This is a genomic window from Sinorhizobium sp. NFACC03, from assembly GCF_900103435.1.
GTDB lineage: Bacteria > Pseudomonadota > Alphaproteobacteria > Rhizobiales > Rhizobiaceae > Ensifer.
Window position 1 is genome coordinate 950,907 of sequence record NZ_FMXF01000001.1, and the last position, 15,287, is coordinate 966,193.

At 62.6% G+C, this 15,287-nt stretch carries 15 protein-coding genes and 1 pseudogene; 8 read left to right on the forward strand and 8 right to left on the reverse strand.

Annotated elements, in window-relative coordinates; translation table 11 throughout:
* Window positions 1-55: 55 nt before the first annotated feature.
* The 3 genes from argC to BLU35_RS04720 all read right to left on the reverse strand — a co-directional run bounded on the left by argC (window position 56) and on the right by BLU35_RS04720 (window position 3,021).
* A complete protein-coding gene (gene argC / locus BLU35_RS04710) occupies window positions 56-988 on the reverse strand; it encodes an N-acetyl-gamma-glutamyl-phosphate reductase (protein ID WP_057252391.1) in 933 nt (310 codons plus the stop codon).
* Between the two features lie 151 nt (window positions 989-1,139).
* Window positions 1,140-2,102 carry an agmatinase gene (gene speB, locus BLU35_RS04715; RefSeq protein WP_093232239.1) on the reverse strand — a complete coding sequence of 321 codons (963 nt, stop codon included), beginning with the start codon at window positions 2,100-2,102 and terminating at the stop codon, window positions 1,140-1,142.
* A gap of 127 nt (window positions 2,103-2,229) precedes the next feature.
* Window positions 2,230-3,021: a phenylalanine 4-monooxygenase gene (locus BLU35_RS04720; RefSeq protein WP_058329374.1), complete on the reverse strand. Its 792-nt coding sequence runs from the start codon at window positions 3,019-3,021 to the stop codon at window positions 2,230-2,232.
* A gap of 115 nt (window positions 3,022-3,136) precedes the next feature.
* On the opposite strand from BLU35_RS04720, the gene BLU35_RS04725 reads away from it, so the two are divergent.
* Window positions 3,137-3,610: an Lrp/AsnC family transcriptional regulator gene (locus tag BLU35_RS04725; protein ID WP_057252385.1), complete on the forward strand. Its 474-nt coding sequence runs from the start codon at window positions 3,137-3,139 to the stop codon at window positions 3,608-3,610.
* Window positions 3,611-3,639: 29 nt separating this feature from the next.
* On the opposite strand, the gene BLU35_RS04730 is transcribed toward BLU35_RS04725, so the two are convergent.
* The 4 genes from BLU35_RS04730 to BLU35_RS04745 all read right to left on the reverse strand — a co-directional run bounded on the left by BLU35_RS04730 (window position 3,640) and on the right by BLU35_RS04745 (window position 5,674).
* Complete coding sequence (locus BLU35_RS04730; protein ID WP_093232240.1) at window positions 3,640-3,978, reverse strand: antibiotic biosynthesis monooxygenase family protein; 339 nt, start codon at window positions 3,976-3,978, stop codon at window positions 3,640-3,642.
* Window positions 3,979-4,082: 104 nt separating this feature from the next.
* The gene (rpsI, locus tag BLU35_RS04735) at window positions 4,083-4,550 is read right to left on the reverse strand and encodes a 30S ribosomal protein S9 (protein ID WP_057252381.1); all 468 of its coding nucleotides are present in this window, start codon (window positions 4,548-4,550) and stop codon (window positions 4,083-4,085) included.
* Window positions 4,551-4,552: 2 nt separating this feature from the next.
* The gene (gene rplM / locus BLU35_RS04740; protein ID WP_057252379.1) at window positions 4,553-5,017 is read right to left on the reverse strand and encodes a 50S ribosomal protein L13; all 465 of its coding nucleotides are present in this window, start codon (window positions 5,015-5,017) and stop codon (window positions 4,553-4,555) included.
* 225 nt (window positions 5,018-5,242) lie between these two features.
* The gene (locus tag BLU35_RS04745) at window positions 5,243-5,674 is read right to left on the reverse strand and encodes a PaaI family thioesterase (RefSeq protein ID WP_093232241.1); all 432 of its coding nucleotides are present in this window, start codon (window positions 5,672-5,674) and stop codon (window positions 5,243-5,245) included.
* Between the two features lie 168 nt (window positions 5,675-5,842).
* Between BLU35_RS04745 and BLU35_RS04750 the strand changes: the two genes are divergently transcribed.
* On the forward strand, window positions 5,843-6,664 hold the full coding sequence (locus BLU35_RS04750) for an enoyl-CoA hydratase (protein WP_093232242.1): 822 nt from the start codon (window positions 5,843-5,845) through the stop codon (window positions 6,662-6,664).
* A gap of 12 nt (window positions 6,665-6,676) precedes the next feature.
* Here the strand turns inward: BLU35_RS04750 and BLU35_RS04755 are convergent, their stop codons facing one another.
* On the reverse strand, window positions 6,677-7,513 hold the full coding sequence (locus BLU35_RS04755; RefSeq protein ID WP_093232243.1) for an EamA family transporter: 837 nt from the start codon (window positions 7,511-7,513) through the stop codon (window positions 6,677-6,679).
* A gap of 179 nt (window positions 7,514-7,692) precedes the next feature.
* On the opposite strand from BLU35_RS04755, the gene BLU35_RS04760 reads away from it, so the two are divergent.
* From BLU35_RS04760 to BLU35_RS04785, 6 genes and pseudogenes are all read left to right on the forward strand, one after another.
* A complete protein-coding gene (locus tag BLU35_RS04760; RefSeq protein WP_093232341.1) occupies window positions 7,693-8,121 on the forward strand; it encodes a CoA-binding protein in 429 nt (142 codons plus the stop codon).
* 204 nt (window positions 8,122-8,325) lie between these two features.
* Entirely contained in the window at window positions 8,326-9,609 is a 1,284-nt protein-coding gene (locus tag BLU35_RS04765; RefSeq protein ID WP_093232244.1) for an O-acetylhomoserine aminocarboxypropyltransferase, read from the forward strand.
* An 88-nt stretch (window positions 9,610-9,697) separates the two neighbouring features.
* On the forward strand, window positions 9,698-10,063 hold the full coding sequence (locus tag BLU35_RS04770; protein WP_502688130.1) for a hypothetical protein: 366 nt from the start codon (window positions 9,698-9,700) through the stop codon (window positions 10,061-10,063).
* Between the two features lie 108 nt (window positions 10,064-10,171).
* Window positions 10,172-10,576 carry a FixH family protein gene (locus BLU35_RS04775; RefSeq protein ID WP_093232246.1) on the forward strand — a complete coding sequence of 135 codons (405 nt, stop codon included), beginning with the start codon at window positions 10,172-10,174 and terminating at the stop codon, window positions 10,574-10,576.
* Window positions 10,573-12,002, forward strand: a pseudogene (locus BLU35_RS04780) (efflux RND transporter periplasmic adaptor subunit). The gene BLU35_RS04775 and the pseudogene BLU35_RS04780 overlap by 4 nt, the downstream one beginning before the upstream one ends.
* The gene (locus tag BLU35_RS04785; protein WP_093232247.1) at window positions 11,999-15,187 is read left to right on the forward strand and encodes an efflux RND transporter permease subunit; all 3,189 of its coding nucleotides are present in this window, start codon (window positions 11,999-12,001) and stop codon (window positions 15,185-15,187) included. The pseudogene BLU35_RS04780 and the gene BLU35_RS04785 overlap by 4 nt, the downstream one beginning before the upstream one ends.
* Window positions 15,188-15,287 lie beyond the last annotated feature (100 nt).

The following is a 15,287-nucleotide window of genomic DNA, read 5'->3' on the forward strand; positions in this document are numbered from 1 at the left end:
AAAGACCCCGACGAGCGGCTCGCCGGGGTCTTTTGTTTTTCCAGGCTGCCGCCGATCAGGCCGACAGCATCAGGTCCATGTTCTGGACGGCCGCGCCCGAAGCGCCCTTGCCGAGATTGTCGAGCAGGGCGACGAGGTTCACGTGATTGCCGCCGGCGGTGCCGAAGACGAAGAGCTTCATCGTGTCCTTGCCGGCAAGCTCGGTCGCGTCGATGCGCGCGAGCTTCTCGCTTTCCGCAAGCGGCACGACCTCGACGATCGACTGCCCGGCATAGTGCTCGACCAGCGCCGAGTGGATCGTCTCCAGCGTTGCGCCGGCGGCAAGATCCTCAAGATAGAGCGGGACTTGGACGATCATGCCCTGCGCGAATTTGCCGACCGAGGGAGCGAAAATCGGCGCACGGTCGAGCAGGCCGTGCATCTTCATTTCGGGCACGTGCTTGTGCTTGAGCGGCAAGCCATAGAGGAAGTGCGGCGCGCTGATGTGGTCCGCATTGGTTTCGTCTTCCATCTGCGCGATCATCTGCTTGCCGCCGCCGGTGTAGCCGGAAACAGCGTTGACCGTGACCGGGTAGCCGTCGGGCACGATGCCGGCCTGGCGTAGCGGCCGGATCACGCCGATCGCGCCGGTCGGATAGCAGCCGGGATTGGCGACGTGGCGTGCATCGCGGATCTTCTCCGGCTGCGCCTTGTCCATTTCGGCAAAGCCATAGGCCCAGTCCGGGGCGATGCGGTGTGCCGTCGACGTGTCGATGATGCGCACCTTGTTGTTGCCGGAAACCATTGAAACCGCTTCGCGCGACGCATCGTCCGGCAGGCACAGAATGGCGATGTCGGCGTCGTTCAGGAGATCTTCGCGCATCGTGGCGTTGCGTCGTTCCGCTTCCGGGATGGAAAGCAGTTCGAGGTCGCTGCGGCCGGCCATGCGCGTGCGGATCTGCAGGCCCGTGGTGCCGTGTTCGCCATCGATGAAGATCTTCGGTTTCATGATTTTCCCGTTCTGTCAGTGATTTACGGATAGTTCCGGAATCATTCTGGCATAGAATTGAATCAATTTCTCAACAGGCCGGCGGACCGCCGCCAGCCCTGTCAGTTCCTATACAAGCAGCCGCCCCTGGTCGCAACGGCGATACGGTTCTTCAGCGCAGCGGTGCGCGTTCCGCAAGTTTCTCCGCATGCAGTCCCAGCATGAACATGGCGACAGTGGCGCCCGCGATTGCGGTGACTTCGGCATGGTCGTAGGCGGGTGCCACTTCGACGACATCGCTGCCGACAATCGTCAGGGCGCCGAGCTTGCGCAGCACCGAGAGGATCTTGGCGCTTGACGGGCCGCCGGCAACCGGCGTGCCGGTGCCGGGCGCGTAGGCCGGGTCGAGGCAATCGATGTCGAAGGTGAGATAGGCCTTGCGTTCGCCGACCTGCCGGATGATCGTTTCGGCAATCTCGGCAGCACTCATTTCCTCGACGTCATAGCCATAGAGAATGCGAATACCGCACTCTTCGGGTGCGTGGGTGCGGATGCCGATCTGGATGGAGGCGTCGGTATCGATCAGGCCCTCGCGCGCGGCACGTCCGACGAAGGAGCCATGATCGATCCGCCCCCGTTCGTCCGGCCAGGTATCCTGGTGTGCGTCGAACTGCACGAGGGCGAGGGGGCCGTGGATGGCCGCCTGCGCCTTCAGGATCGGATAGGTAATGAAGTGGTCGCCGCCGAGCGTCTGCAGATAAGCGCCGCTTCTGATGATTTTCACCGCTTCGCGCTCGATCGTCGCCGGCGTCTTCGAATGGTTGCCATAGTCGAGCAGGCAGTCGCCGTAGTCGATCGTCGCCATCGCGGCAAAGAGGTCGCGCTCGAAGGGGTACTGCGGATCGTTGTCGAAGATGGCGGAGGCGCGACGGATCGCCTGTGGCCCGAAGCGGGCGCCAGGACGGTTGGACGTGGCGGCATCGAAGGGAATGCCCCAGACGACGGCGTCGATACCCTTCAACTGCTTCGAATATTTGCGGCGCATGAAGGAGAGAATGCCGGCATGCGTCGGATCGGATGCCGCCGATGTGAGTGAGCGCGCCGTCAGCGCATGATCGATTGTCCTGTTGGCCATGTCCCGTCTCTACTTCAGAGCGGGATGAAGAGAGCCGTGTGCTCGTATCCCGCTCTAACTTGTGGTGGCGAGACGTTGGACAATCGTCGCCGGCAAGGCAAGGCCCTGCCGGCCGATTCTTCCGCGATTACGAAGCCTTGGCTTCGTAGGTCGGGGCGAAGTCGCCAAGCGCCTTCGCTTCAGTGATGCGCGCGGCGATATCTTCCTCGATGATCGTTTCGAGCTGGGCGAAGCTGTCGATCACGTAATAGATAGGCTGCACGATATCGATGCGATAGGGCGTGCGCAGCACGGTCATCAGGTCGAACGGCCGGAACTCGACACCTGGTGTCTCCATGGCGTTGCGCGTCTCGTTCGGCGAAGAGACGATGCCTGCGCCGTAGCAGCGGCGGCCCTTTGGCGTGTTGATCAGGCCGAACTCGACGGTGAACCAGAAGATCCGGAACAGATGCCAGGAGTAACCTTTGCCGAGCGAAGCGGCCTTCTCGCCGAAGCGACGGACGAAGTGGGCGTAGCTCTGGTTGGTGAGCAGCGGGCAGTGCCCGAAGACTTCGTGAAAGATGTCGGGCTCTTCGATGTAGTCGATATGCTCACGCCGGCGGATGAAGGTCGCCAGCGGAAACTTGCCCTGGGACAGAAGCTCGTAGAAACGGGACGGCGGAATGAGCGCCGGCACGCCTTCGACGCCGAAGCCGGTGGTTTCCGCAAGACGGCGGTTCACGTCCTTCAGCTGCGGCACATGATACGGCCCCAGGTCGAGCGTCTTTGCTCCTTCCAGATATTCGTCGCAGGCCTTGTCAGCGAGAAGCTTCATCTGCCGCTGATAGAGCTCGCCCCAGATCGCATCTTCTTCCGGGGTGTAAAGATATGTGCCGTCAGGCTCCGGTAGCTTGGCGGTGTATGTGCTTTCCTTGGTCATGACGTCTCCTCATGTCGTCAGAACAACTCTTTCTGTTGCAATTGTATCGCTGATGGAGCGAGTATTTGTTTCAGAGTTGTCAGGTCGTCGCCTGTTGGCGAGAGGAAATTTCGGTATGCCGCCCGATGTGAAGGAAAATTTCCAGCCGTTGCGCAAATTGTTACGGCTGATTCAAGCCGATAGCGGTCAGTCGCTGTCGGAGCTGGCGGAAAAGGCGGGCATGTCGCAGAGCTCGGCTTGGCGGCGGCTGCAGGAACTGGAGACGGACGGGGTCATCCGTAAGCGTGTGGCGCTTCTCGACCCGGCAAAGCTGGATCTGAAACTCTGCATCATCGCTCACGTGACGCTGGAGGATCATCATGACGAGGCGATCGCAGCCTTCTCGGCGTTGGTGCGCGATCGGCCGGAGATCATGGAATGCTACGCTTTATCCGGCACCTTCGATTACATGCTGAAGATCCGGGCCACCGACGTCGAAAGCTACGATGCCTTCATGACGCGTTACCTGATGCGCAATCCGCACGTGCGCACGGTCGTTTCGAGCTTCGTGTTGCGTGAACTCAAGTCGACGACGGAACTACCGATCTGAAGCGGCCGGGAATGGCGACTGCCGGGGCCCTATGAGCGCTCGAACCCGTATTGCCGCTCGATCTTGCCGACGCGCACCTGGTAGTCCTCGTACCAGCGCTCGCGGCCGAGCCGCTGGGCGGTCAGATGCCGGACGTCACTTTTCCACGCCGCGATGCTCTCCTCGTCCGCCCAATAGGAATTGGTAATGCCGAAGCCATCAGCACCGCGCACGCTTTTGAGCCCGAGAAAACCTGGCTGTTCGCGCGCCAGCCTCTCCATCTCCGTGCCCATATTGTCGTAGCCGTGATCGCCGGCCGTCCGTCGCGAGGAGAATGTCACGATGTAGTAGGGCGGCTCTGGGGTCTTGGCGACGGGGGAACTTGCCATGCTGTGCCTCGGAGGATCGATGCTGCGGGATATGGTGGGGGCGATGATAACAAAAAAAGGCGGAGCAAAGCCCCGCCTTTCCAAGTGTCGCAGTTTGGAAGCGATTAACGCTTCGAGAACTGGAACGAACGACGTGCCTTCGCACGGCCGTACTTCTTACGCTCGACCACGCGGCTGTCGCGGGTGAGGAAGCCACCGCGCTTCAGAACGGAGCGCAGGCCCGGTTCGAAGTAGGTGAGGGCCTTGGAGATGCCGTGACGAACGGCACCGGCCTGGCCGGAGAGACCGCCACCGGCGACCGTCGCGTCGATGTCGAACTGGCCGTCACGGGCAGCTGCGACGATCGGCTGCTGCAGGATCATCTGCAGAACCGGACGAGCGAAGTAGTCGAGGTACGGCTTGCCGTTGATGGTGATCTTGCCCGAGCCGGGCTTGACCCATACGCGGGCAACAGCGTTCTTACGCTTGCCGGTCGCGTAGGAGCGACCCTGGGCGTCGACCTTCTTGACGTGAACCGGAGCAGCCGGTTCCGCGGTCGTGGCGATGTCCTTGAGAGCGGAAAGGTCGGCCATTATTAGGCGCTCCTTGTGTTCTTGCTGTTCAGCTTGGCGACGTCGAGGACGGCCGGCTGCTGTGCTTCATGCGGGTGGTTGGCGCCTGCGTAAACGCGCAGGTTCTTCATCTGGCGACGGCCGAGCGGACCACGCGGAACCATGCGCTCGACGGCCTTCTCGATGACGCGCTCCGGGAAGCGGCCTTCGATGATCTGGCGCGCGGTGCGCTCCTTGATGCCGCCGGGGTAGCCGGTGTGCCAGTAGTACTTCTTGTCGGTGTACTTCTTGCCCGTCAGAACTGCCTTCTCGGCGTTGATGACGATGACGTTGTCGCCGTCGTCAACATGCGGGGTGAAGGTAGCTTTGTGCTTGCCGCGCAGGCGGTTTGCGATGAGGGAAGCGAGGCGACCAACAACGAGGCCTTCGGCGTCGATGATGATCCACTTCTTCTCCACCTCTGCAGGCTTCTGAACGAAGGTTGCCATATCTGAACTCTTTCTTTGGACCCGGGCGGCGAACCGCCGGGCGTTTCTTGTTGCTTGGTTTTGCCCGGTTTCCCGGACAAAAGAAGAAAGCGGCCCCTGAGGACCGCGATCTGCGGCAGCTTATACGCAAGTGTGAAACAAGCGTCAAGAACGTGAAATCTGCGCGATGGAAATAAACTCTAGTAAAAACAACGAGTTACGTATGTGGTATTTCGATACCATACTTTAACGTGGTGGAATCGAATAGGTCGCCGTTGCATGGGCGACGAGATCGTCGTCACCGACCTTGACGATCGATGCGTCGAGAACAGCGAGGCGCTTGCCGAGTTTGAGGATGCGGCAGGTGCATTCGAGCGGTTCCGGCTCGGGCTTGCGCAGGAAGTTGATATTGAGGTTTGTGGTAACCGCAAGCGCGACCGGACCGATATGGGCGATCAGCGCGATATAGGCGGAAACGTCCGCAAGCGCGAAGAGGGTGGGGCCTGAGACGGTGCCGCCCGGACGGATGTGCCTTTCGTTCGGATCGAGCCGCATGGTGGCAAAGGCTGGGCCTGCCGCCGTGACGTGAAAAACCTTGCCATCAGTGTGGACCTGCGGAAAATCCGTGTCGAGAAACCGGTTGAGTTCGTCGACGGTCATGATCGGCTCGATGGTCATGCATTGCATCCTTCAACATATTCGCCCGCCACCTGAAACCGGCCGACGGCCGGACGCAAGGCGGAAAAAGGTCGTAGACGGAACGCGCCGCCTGGTTCTGCGCTCAGCTTGCACCGCGCGCGTGTCCGGCGTACCACCAAGCCCGAGTTCAAGTTTCAGGAGAAAGAGATGGCCGAAGTGGTATCGTTCAAGAAGGAAGAGCAGAACGGCCTGCTGCTGCGCGAACGCTCCGGGCCGGTGTTGCGGCTGACGCTGAACAACCCGCCGGCCAATGTATTGTCTATCGCCATGATGGAGGCGCTGCACGCCGAGTTCGATGCCGTCGCCGCCTCCAAGGAAATCAGGGTTGTTGTGCTTTCCGCGTCGGGCAAGCTGTTTTCGGCGGGGCACGACCTCAAGGAAATGACCGCGCATCGCGAAGACGACGACCGGGGCCGGGCCTTCTTTGAACAAACGATCCGCCTTTGCGCAGACTTAATGCTGAAGATCACCCGGTTGCCGCAAGCCGTCATCGCTGAAATCGACGGGCTCGCAACGGCCGCCGGCTGCCAGCTTGTCGCAAGCTGCGACCTCGCGATCTGTACCGACAGCTCCACCTTCTGCACGCCGGGCGTCAATATCGGCCTCTTCTGCTCGACGCCGATGGTCGCGCTCACGCGTGCCTCGCACCGCAAGCAGGCGATGGAGATGCTGCTGACCGGCGAGACCATCGATGCCTCGACCGCCAAGGATTTCGGCCTCGTCAACCGCATCGTGCCGCAGCAGTACCTGCGCCAGGTGGTCGACAAATATGCGGCCGTGATCGCCTCGAAGTCGCCGCAGGCGCTGAAGATCGGCAAGGAAGCCTTTTACCGCCAGGCGGAGATGGACCTGCCGCAGGCCTATGACTACGCCGTCGGCGTCATGGTCGAGAATATGCTGGCCCGTGACGCCGAGGACGGCATTGGCGCGTTCCTCGGCAAGCGCATGCCGGAGTGGAAGGAAGACTGATCTGCGGCGTCGTCAGGCCAGCTTCAGCAGCAGCGCGCCGAGCGCGATGACGCAGGCGGCGGCGATGCGCCAGACACTGACCGGTTCCTTGAGGAACACGACCGAGATCACCACCGCAAACAGGATCGACGTTTCGCGAAGGGCGGCGACGGTTGCGACCGGCGCCTTGGTCATCGCCCAGAGCGCCAGGCCATAGGCGCCGATCGATCCGGCGCCGCCGATGAGGCCCCGCCACCAGTTCTTGTAGACGTGGCGGGCGACCGGCTTGACGCCGCGGCGGGCAAAGGCCCAGGCGAAGAGCAGCACCGGCGGCAACAGCGCCATCCACAGCGTGTAGGAAATCGCATTGCCCGATACGCGGGCGCCGATGCCGTCGACAAAGGTGTAGCTGGCGATGACGCAGGCGTTGAGGAGGGCGAGCACGATCGCGTGTTTGCCGCCCTTTCTGGACTCGAAGGCGAGCGTCAGCACGCCGACAGAGATTGTCAGAATGCCGAGCATCGTACCGAAGGTAAGCTGTTCGCCAATCAGCGCGCCACTGGTGGCCGCGACGATCAAGGGCGCAGTACCGCGCATCAGCGGATAGACGAGGCCGATATCGCCTGCGCGATAGGAGGCGGCGACAAGCTGGAAATAGGCGAACTGGAACAGGGCCGAAACCAGGATGTAGGGCCACGCTTCCGGCTTCGGCAAGGGCAGGAATGGCAGGAAGGGGATGGCCACGGCGGCGGCCCCGAGCGCGATCATTGCTGCGTCGAGCGATTTTTCCGAGCCTGCCTTGACCAGGGCATTCCAGGTCGCGTGCAACAACGCCCCGAACAGGACGAGCGCAATGACTTCAAGCGGCAAGATGGAACCTCGGAAACGATTTGGCGGGCCTTGTGAAGCTTGTCGCGCCGCTCGCACGCAAATGCAACCGTAAAGTCTTGTATTGCGTCAGGGTCTGAGGCGCATTGCTGCACGCAGTTGACTTGGAAGGGAGCGGCCCCATTATACGGCCGTTTAATTAGATGGATCAAAAGCCCCACATGAATCACGACGCCTATCCGGACTACTATCTCGCCGACATCCTGCGCGAGACCAAGACGATCGCTCTCGTCGGTGCCTCGCCGAATGCCGAGCGGCCGAGCCATCGGGTCATGGCGTTCCTGTTGCGCAAGGGCTATCGGGTGATCCCGATCAACCCCGGCCATGTCGGCAAGGCCATTCAGGGCCAGACCGTCGTCGGCCGGCTCGCCGACGTGAAGGAACCGATCGACATGGTCGATGTCTTCCGCGCCGCCCATGCCTTGCCGGCGCTCGTTGACGAGATCCTGGCGCTGGACACGCTGCCGAAGGTGATCTGGGGACAGCTTTCGGTGCGCCACGACGGCGCAGCGGCGAAGGCGGAAGCGGCCGGGATCAAGGTGGTCATGGATCGCTGTCCGGCAATCGAATATCCGCGCCTGATCGGCTGATCTCGGCCCGCAGAACGGCTGCGGCTTGCGCAACCGTCAGTTTCGTAAAAATCCTCTTTGACCGCACACGTAGGCTCTGGAATAGTGCCGCCACCTCCGCGCTGGGCCACGGAGGTTCGATAGCGGATCACACGCAGATTCAAGGTGATAGAGCGTCCTCGGCGCGCCGGCTGGCGGCCGCGCTCTGGTCATGGGAGGGACGAAATGACGAAGGACAACCCTGGTTTCAACACGCTCGCAATTCATGCAGGGGCACAGCCCGATCCGACCACGGGCGCGCGGGCGACGCCGATCTACCAGACGACGAGCTTCGTCTTCAACGACACCGACCATGCCGCGGCACTCTTCGGCCTCCAGCAGTTCGGCAACATCTACACCCGTATCATGAACCCGACCCAGGCGGTGCTGGAGGAGCGCATCGCGGCGCTCGAAGGCGGCACGGCTGCGCTGGCCGTTGCCTCCGGCCATGCGGCTCAGCTGCTCGTCTTCCACACGATCATGAACCCGGGCGACAATTTCGTCGCAGCCAACCGGCTCTATGGCGGCTCGGTCAACCAGTTCGGCCACGCCTTCAAGTCCTTCGACTGGCAGGTACGCTGGGCCGATCCTGGTGATCCGGCCTCGTTCGAGGCGAAGATCGACCGGCGCACCAAGGCGATCTTCATCGAGAGCCTCGCCAATCCCGGCGGCACCTTCGTGGATATCGCGGCGATCGCCGAGGTCGCCCGCAAGCACGACCTGCCGCTGATCGTCGACAACACCATGGCGACACCCTATCTGCTGCGGCCGCTGGAGCACGGTGCCGATATCGTCGTGCATTCGCTGACCAAGTTCATCGGCGGCCATGGCAATTCGATGGGCGGCGTCATCGTCGACGGCGGCACCTTCGACTGGTCGAAGTCGGGCAAGTATCCGATGCTTTCGGAGCCCCGTCCGGAATATGCCGGTGTCGTGCTGCACCAAACCTTCGGCAATATCGCTTTCGCCATTGCCGCGCGTGTCCTGGGACTGCGCGATTTCGGCCCGGCAATCTCTCCGTTCAATGCCTTCATGCTAGTGACCGGTGCCGAGACCCTGCCGCTGCGCATGCAGCGCCATTGCGACAACGCGCTTGCGGTCGCCAAATGGCTGACGGCGCAGGACAAGATTTCGTGGGTCAACTATGCCGGGCTTGAGGATGACCCCAACCACGCGCTGCAGCAGCGCTATTCGCCGAAGGGTGCCGGCGCCGTCTTCACCTTCGGCCTCAAGGGAGGTTACGAGGCGGGCAAACGCTTCGTCGAGGGGCTGGAAATGTTCTCGCATCTGGCGAACATTGGCGACACACGCTCGCTCGTAATCCACCCGGCCTCGACCACCCATCGGCAACTGACGCCCGAGCAGCAGGTGGCGGCCGGCGCCGGCCCCGATGTCGTGCGTCTGTCGGTCGGCATCGAGGATGTCTCCGATATCATCGCCGACCTCGAACAGTCGCTGGCGAAACTCTGATGAGGTGCACACGTGATGGATGCGGCGGTCGGTCGCAACTTTCCGTGACCGGCTTCCAATGAACGTCGCGCCATACAAGCATAGCTACATGTTCGTTGTCGTTGCGCTCCGGCGCTTTCTCTGTGTGTTGGCGTTGCTCGGGATCGTAATCGGTCCCGTGAGCGTCAGCACGGCTGCGAGCGCCATGGCCCTTTCATCCGACATGCAGATGGATGCCATGACAGGCGTGGACGACATGTCCTGCTGCCCGGAGCAACAACCCGTTCAGAAGAACGATTGCGGCAATACGTGTCCTCTCGCGCTCGTCTGCTCTTCCATCATCCTGGCGCACGGCAGCAAGGCCAATAGCTGGCGCGTCGATCTGTCGGCACGCGAACTGTCGCATCCGATCCTGCAGGAAAACCGTCTGCCGTCTGCTCTCGTCGAACCGCCGGCACGGCCTCCCAAAGCCTGATCTCACCCTTTGATCCGCTGGATTTGCTCTGTCCGAGATGGCGGAAGCATCCGACTATGATGATTTTTCAGGGATGCGGCCGATGTGCCCGTCCTGGGTGAGATTCTTATGACTGCAATCAAATCTTCTGCGAGAACACTGCTCGCATCGCTCTCCATTGCGCTGGTCGCAACTACCCAATCCCACGCCGCTGCGACGGACTACGAGTTCCAGCTCGTTCAGTCGGAGGTCGCGCAAGGCCCCGAGGCGACCGTCGCAGTCCGTCTCGTCGACAAGAGGACCGAAAAACCCGTCTGCGACGCCATAATCTTCACCACCCGAATGGACATGGCTCCGGAAGGCATGGAAGCGATGACCACCCCGGTCGAGGCCCTGCCGCCGACGGAGCCCGGTGTCTACCGCTTCAAGACGAACCTCAGCATGGAGGGCGGCTGGCGCTTCAAGCTGGCGGCAAAGGTCCAGGGTGAGGCCGAAACCGTCCAGGGCGAATTCGATCTGCAGGCGACGCCGTGAAGACCTTCAAATTCCTGCCCCTCGTTAGCTCCCTCGCCGTTGCCGGCGGGGGAGGCTACGTGGCGGGCACGCAAAGCCTTGCCACCCACATCAACAGGATCTTCTCCGAGCAAGCGCTCGGGGAAACCATGCCCTCTGCAGTCATGCCGACCGGCAAGGTCATCTACTATCGTAGTCCAGACGGTTCGCCGGAATACTCGGCCACACCGAGAGAGACCGCAGACGGTCGTGCTTTCGTTGCCGTGCGCGAGAGCGAGGACATCTCCTTCGACACGGTGAAGAAGGCTGCTCCCCAAAAGGCTGAAGCCACGCCGACGGCGGGCGAGCGAAAAGTACTCTATTACCGCAACCCCATGGGCCTTCCAGACACCTCCAAGGTGCCGAAAAAGGACTCCATGGGCATGGACTATCTTCCCGTATACGAGGGAGAGGAGGCGGACAACTCCGTCGTGAAGGTCTCGCTCGGCAAGTTACAGCGGACCGGGGTGAAGACGGCGACGGCAGAGACGCCGTCGTCAGCCGCCAGGTGCGGGTGCCTGGAACGGTCACGTTCGACGAGCGCCTGGTGCGGATCGTCTCGATGCGCGCGAACGCCTTCATCGAGGGCGTCGCCGATGTGACGACTGGTGACCGGGTGCTGAAGGGCGACGAGCTCTTCCACTTCTTCTCGAAGGACATCGCCAAGGCCGGGGCCGAATACGCCACTGAACTGCGCGGTGGCGGCAAGCCGGATCTTGACGTCGGCGGCGCGCTGCAACTGCGCAATCTCGGCGTGCCGGAAGAGACGGTCAAAGCGATCGCCCGGAGCCGGACGGTGCCCAGAAGCATCGCCTATCTCTCCCCGAGCGATGGCGTCGTCCTCGAACGCAGCGCGACGACCGGCATGATGGCCGAGGCTGGCGATGTCCTCTTCCGGATTGCCGACATGTCGAAGGTGTGGGTGATCGCGGACGTACCCGAATTCGATGCCGCGACCATCCGGCAAGGCGCGCATGCGACGGTCCGGGTGCGGAACCTGCCTGGCAAGACCTTCGAGGGCGCAGTCGATCTGATTTATCCCGAGCTTCAGACGCAGACGCGCACCGCCAAGGTGAGGATCGAGCTTTCCAACGCCGAGGGCCTGCTGATCGCGAACATGTACGCCGAAGTCGAGATCGCCTCCGGTGCCACCGCCCCGGTCGTCGCGGTGCCCAACAGCGCCGTTATCGACACGGGCGACCGACAGGTGGTGTTCGTCGACAAGGGCGAAGGTGGCTTCGAACCGCGTGACGTCGCGCTCGGAGCGCGCGGCGACGAGCGGACGGAAATCAGGAAAGGCATTGAAGCCGGAGAGAAGATCGTTGTCTCCGCCAACTTCCTGCTCGACGCCGAGAGCAATCTCAATGCGGCGCTAAGCGCGCTCACTGCGGACGAGGTGAAACCATGATCTCGAACGTCATTGCCTGGTCCGCCCGCAATCTGGTGCTGATCATCGTTGGAGCCGCGCTTGCGATCGCCGCGGGCGTGTACTCCCTGCGCTCGCTTCCGCTCGATGCCATTCCCGACCTCTCGGACGTTCAGGTCATCGTCTTCACCGACTATCCCGGCCAGGCACCGCAGGTGGTCGAGGATCAGGTCACCTATCCGCTGATGACGTCGATGCTGACGGTGCCGCGGTCGAAGGTTGTGCGCGGCTTCTCCTTCTTCGGCATCTCCTTCGTCTACGTCATCTTCGAGGACGGGACCGATCCCTATTGGGCGCGAAGCCGCGTGCTCGAATACCTCAACGCCGCCGCAAGCCGGCTTCCCGAAGGCGTCTCGCCGAGCCTCGGCCCGGACGCGACGGGTGTTGGCTGGGTCTACCAGTACGCCCTTGTCGCCAAGGAACTGTCGCTCGCAGAACTGCGCTCTTTGCAGGACTGGGTCGTGCGCTTCGCCGCCTCGAAGTCCGAGGGCGTGGCCGAAGTCGCGAGCGTCGGTGGTTTCGTCAAGCAATACTCCGTCGTCGTCGATCCGGCGCGCCTGCGCGCCCAGAACGTGACGCTGAAGCAGATTGCCGACGCAGTGCGCGCCAGCAACCGCGACGTCGGCGGGCGGACGGTCGAGATTTCCGAGTTCGAATTCATGGTTCGCGGCCGCGGGTATCTGCAAGGCATCAAGGACATCGAGAACATCGTGCTGATGACCGAAGGCGGTGCGCCGCTGCGCCTCGGCGACGTGGCGCGGGTAGAGACGGCTCCCGACGAGCGGCGCGGCATCACCGAGCTGAATGGCGAAGGCGAGGTCGCAAGCGGCATCGTCCTGCAGCGGGTCGGCGAAAATGCCCTCAACGTCATCGACAGCGCCAAGAAGAGCCTGGCGGCGATCAAGGATAGCCTGCCGGCTGGCACCGAGATCGTGCCCGTCTATGACCGTTCGGAGCTGATCAAGGCGGCGATCGAGACGCTCAAGGGCACGCTGGTCGAGGAGTCGATCATCGTCGCACTGGTGACGATCGTCTTCCTCCTGCATGTGAGGAGTGCGCTCGTTGCCATCATCATGCTGCTGATCGGTATCCTGATTTCCTTCATCGCGATGCGGGCGCTGGGCATAGGGGCCAACATCATGAGCCTTGGCGGCATAGCGATTGCCATCGGTGCGATGATCGATGCGGCGATCGTCATGATCGAGAACGCCCACAAGCATCTTGAGCGCGCGCCGCCCGACAAGCCCAGAGCCGAAGTCCTGATAGAAGCGGCAAGCGAGGTCGGCCCGGCACTGTTCTTCAGCCTACTGATCATCACCGTGTCCTTCCTGCCGATATTCACGCTGGAATCGCAGGAGGGGCGGCTGTTCGGACCGCTTGCCTTCACGAAGACCTTCGCCATGGCGGCAGCTGCGCTGTTATCGGTGACACTCGTTCCGGCACTGATGGTCCTATTCGTGCGCGGCCGGATCGTGCCGGAGCACAAGAACCCGCTCAACCGCTTTCTGATCTGGACCTACCGCCCGATCATTCACGGCGTGCTTAAGGCGAAGACGCTGACGATCCTGCTCGCGGTCGCCGCGCTTGCCGCAACGGTGTGGCCGGCGCGCCAGATCGGCAGCGAGTTCATGCCGGCCCTCAACGAAGGCACGCTGATGTACATGCCGACGACCTTGCCCGGCCTGTCGGTGACCAAGGCGGCTGAGCTGATGCAGACCCAGGACCGCATCATCAAGTCCTTCCCGGAGGTGGAGACGGTCTTCGGCAAGGCGGGACGGGCGCTGACTGCCACCGATCCGGCCCCGACGGAGATGTTCGAGACAATCATCACTCTGAAGCCGAAGTCGCAATGGCGGCCAGACGTGACCATCGACAGCCTCAAGCGGGAGATGGACGCAGCTCTTCAGTTCCCCGGAGTCTCCAACGCCTGGACCATGCCGATCCGCGCCCGCATCGACATGTTGTCGACCGGCATCCGTACGCCCGTCGGCGTCAAGGTCTACGGAACTGACCTCAAGGAGATGGAGCGGGTGGCGCGCGACATCGAGACGGTACTGAAGGCCATCCCCGGCACGTCCAGCGCCTACGCCGAGCGTGTCATAGGCGGATACTTCCTCGACATCGTGCCGGACCGCACCGCGCTCGGGCGCTACGGCCTCAGCATCGGTGACGTGCAGGATGTCATCGCCACGGCGCTTGGGTCCGAGGTGGTCACCTTGACCGTCGAGGGAAGGGAGCGCTACGGCGTCGCCGTCCGTTATCCGCGGGCCTTCAGAAGCGATCCACAGTCGATCGCGCGCGACATCGAGGTCGCGCTTCCCGGCGGCGGAACGGTGCCCCTCGGTGCTGTCGCCGACGTCAAGCTCGAACGCGGTGCGACAACGATCCGGACCGAAAACGGCCAGCTCGCGGTCTACATCTTCGTCGACATCGCCGACCGCGATCTTGGCAGCTATGTCTCCGAAGCTCAGGAAGCCGTCGCGAAGAGCGTGTCGCTTCCATCAGGCTATTCGGTCGCCTGGAGCGGGCAGTACGAGTATCTGGAACGGGCAAAAGCGCGCCTCGCGATCGTCGTGCCACTGACCCTCGCGCTGATTTTCCTGCTGCTCTACCTGAACTTCAAAGCGCTGACCGAGACCCTCATCGTCATGCTGTCGCTGCCCTTCGCGCTCGTTGGCGGCATCTGGCTGATGTGGTGGCTGGGCTTTAACGCCTCGGTGGCGGTGGTCGTCGGCTTCATCGCGCTTGCTGGCGTGGCGGCAGAGACGGGTGTGATCATGCTGATCTATCTCGACCAGGCGCTTCGCGAACGCCGTGAGGAATGCGACCGCGAAAAGCGCCCCTTCACGCGGGACGACCTGCATCACGCGATCATGGTCGGAGCGGTGGAACGGGTGCGACCGAAGATGATGACGGTCGTGGCGATCATCGCAGGGCTGGTGCCGATCCTCTGGAGTACCGGGGCCGGATCGGAGATCATGCAGCGCATCGCCGTGCCGATGATCGGCGGCATGATCTCGTCGACGGTGCTGACGCTGGCGGTCATCCCGGCAATCTACGGCCTGGTGAAGGGCTGGCGGCTGCCAGCCCTAGCCGACACCCGGTCGCCGACGAGAGCGGCCAGCGCCGGGCTTCTGACGCCGATAGACGGCAGGATCCAGCGGTAGACGAGTGAAAGTTCAAGGTCGGATGGGGCGGGAGCCGAGTTGCTTCGAAATGCCGGTCCACGTCCGCCTCGATCGAGGAATGGCGGCACCAGCAGAACGG

Bases quoted from the DNA above. Each gene is read 5' to 3' on its own strand.
- argC (WP_057252391.1), bottom strand. From the start codon at position 988: ATGAAACCGAAGATCTTCATCGATGGCGAACACGGCACCACGGGCCTG.
- speB (WP_093232239.1), bottom strand. From the start codon at position 2,102: ATGGCCAACAGGACAATCGATCATGCGCTGACGGCGCGCTCACTCACA.
- BLU35_RS04720 (WP_058329374.1), bottom strand. From the start codon at position 3,021: ATGACCAAGGAAAGCACATACACCGCCAAGCTACCGGAGCCTGACGGC.
- BLU35_RS04725 (WP_057252385.1), top strand. From the start codon at position 3,137: ATGCCGCCCGATGTGAAGGAAAATTTCCAGCCGTTGCGCAAATTGTTA.
- BLU35_RS04730 (WP_093232240.1), bottom strand. From the start codon at position 3,978: ATGGCAAGTTCCCCCGTCGCCAAGACCCCAGAGCCGCCCTACTACATC.
- rpsI (WP_057252381.1), bottom strand. From the start codon at position 4,550: ATGGCCGACCTTTCCGCTCTCAAGGACATCGCCACGACCGCGGAACCG.
- rplM (WP_057252379.1), bottom strand. From the start codon at position 5,017: ATGGCAACCTTCGTTCAGAAGCCTGCAGAGGTGGAGAAGAAGTGGATC.
- BLU35_RS04745 (WP_093232241.1), bottom strand. From the start codon at position 5,674: ATGACCATCGAGCCGATCATGACCGTCGACGAACTCAACCGGTTTCTC.
- BLU35_RS04750 (WP_093232242.1), top strand. From the start codon at position 5,843: ATGGCCGAAGTGGTATCGTTCAAGAAGGAAGAGCAGAACGGCCTGCTG.
- BLU35_RS04760 (WP_093232341.1), top strand. From the start codon at position 7,693: ATGAATCACGACGCCTATCCGGACTACTATCTCGCCGACATCCTGCGC.
- BLU35_RS04765 (WP_093232244.1), top strand. From the start codon at position 8,326: ATGACGAAGGACAACCCTGGTTTCAACACGCTCGCAATTCATGCAGGG.
- BLU35_RS04770 (WP_502688130.1), top strand. From the start codon at position 9,698: ATGTTCGTTGTCGTTGCGCTCCGGCGCTTTCTCTGTGTGTTGGCGTTG.
- BLU35_RS04775 (WP_093232246.1), top strand. From the start codon at position 10,172: ATGACTGCAATCAAATCTTCTGCGAGAACACTGCTCGCATCGCTCTCC.
- BLU35_RS04785 (WP_093232247.1), top strand. From the start codon at position 11,999: ATGATCTCGAACGTCATTGCCTGGTCCGCCCGCAATCTGGTGCTGATC.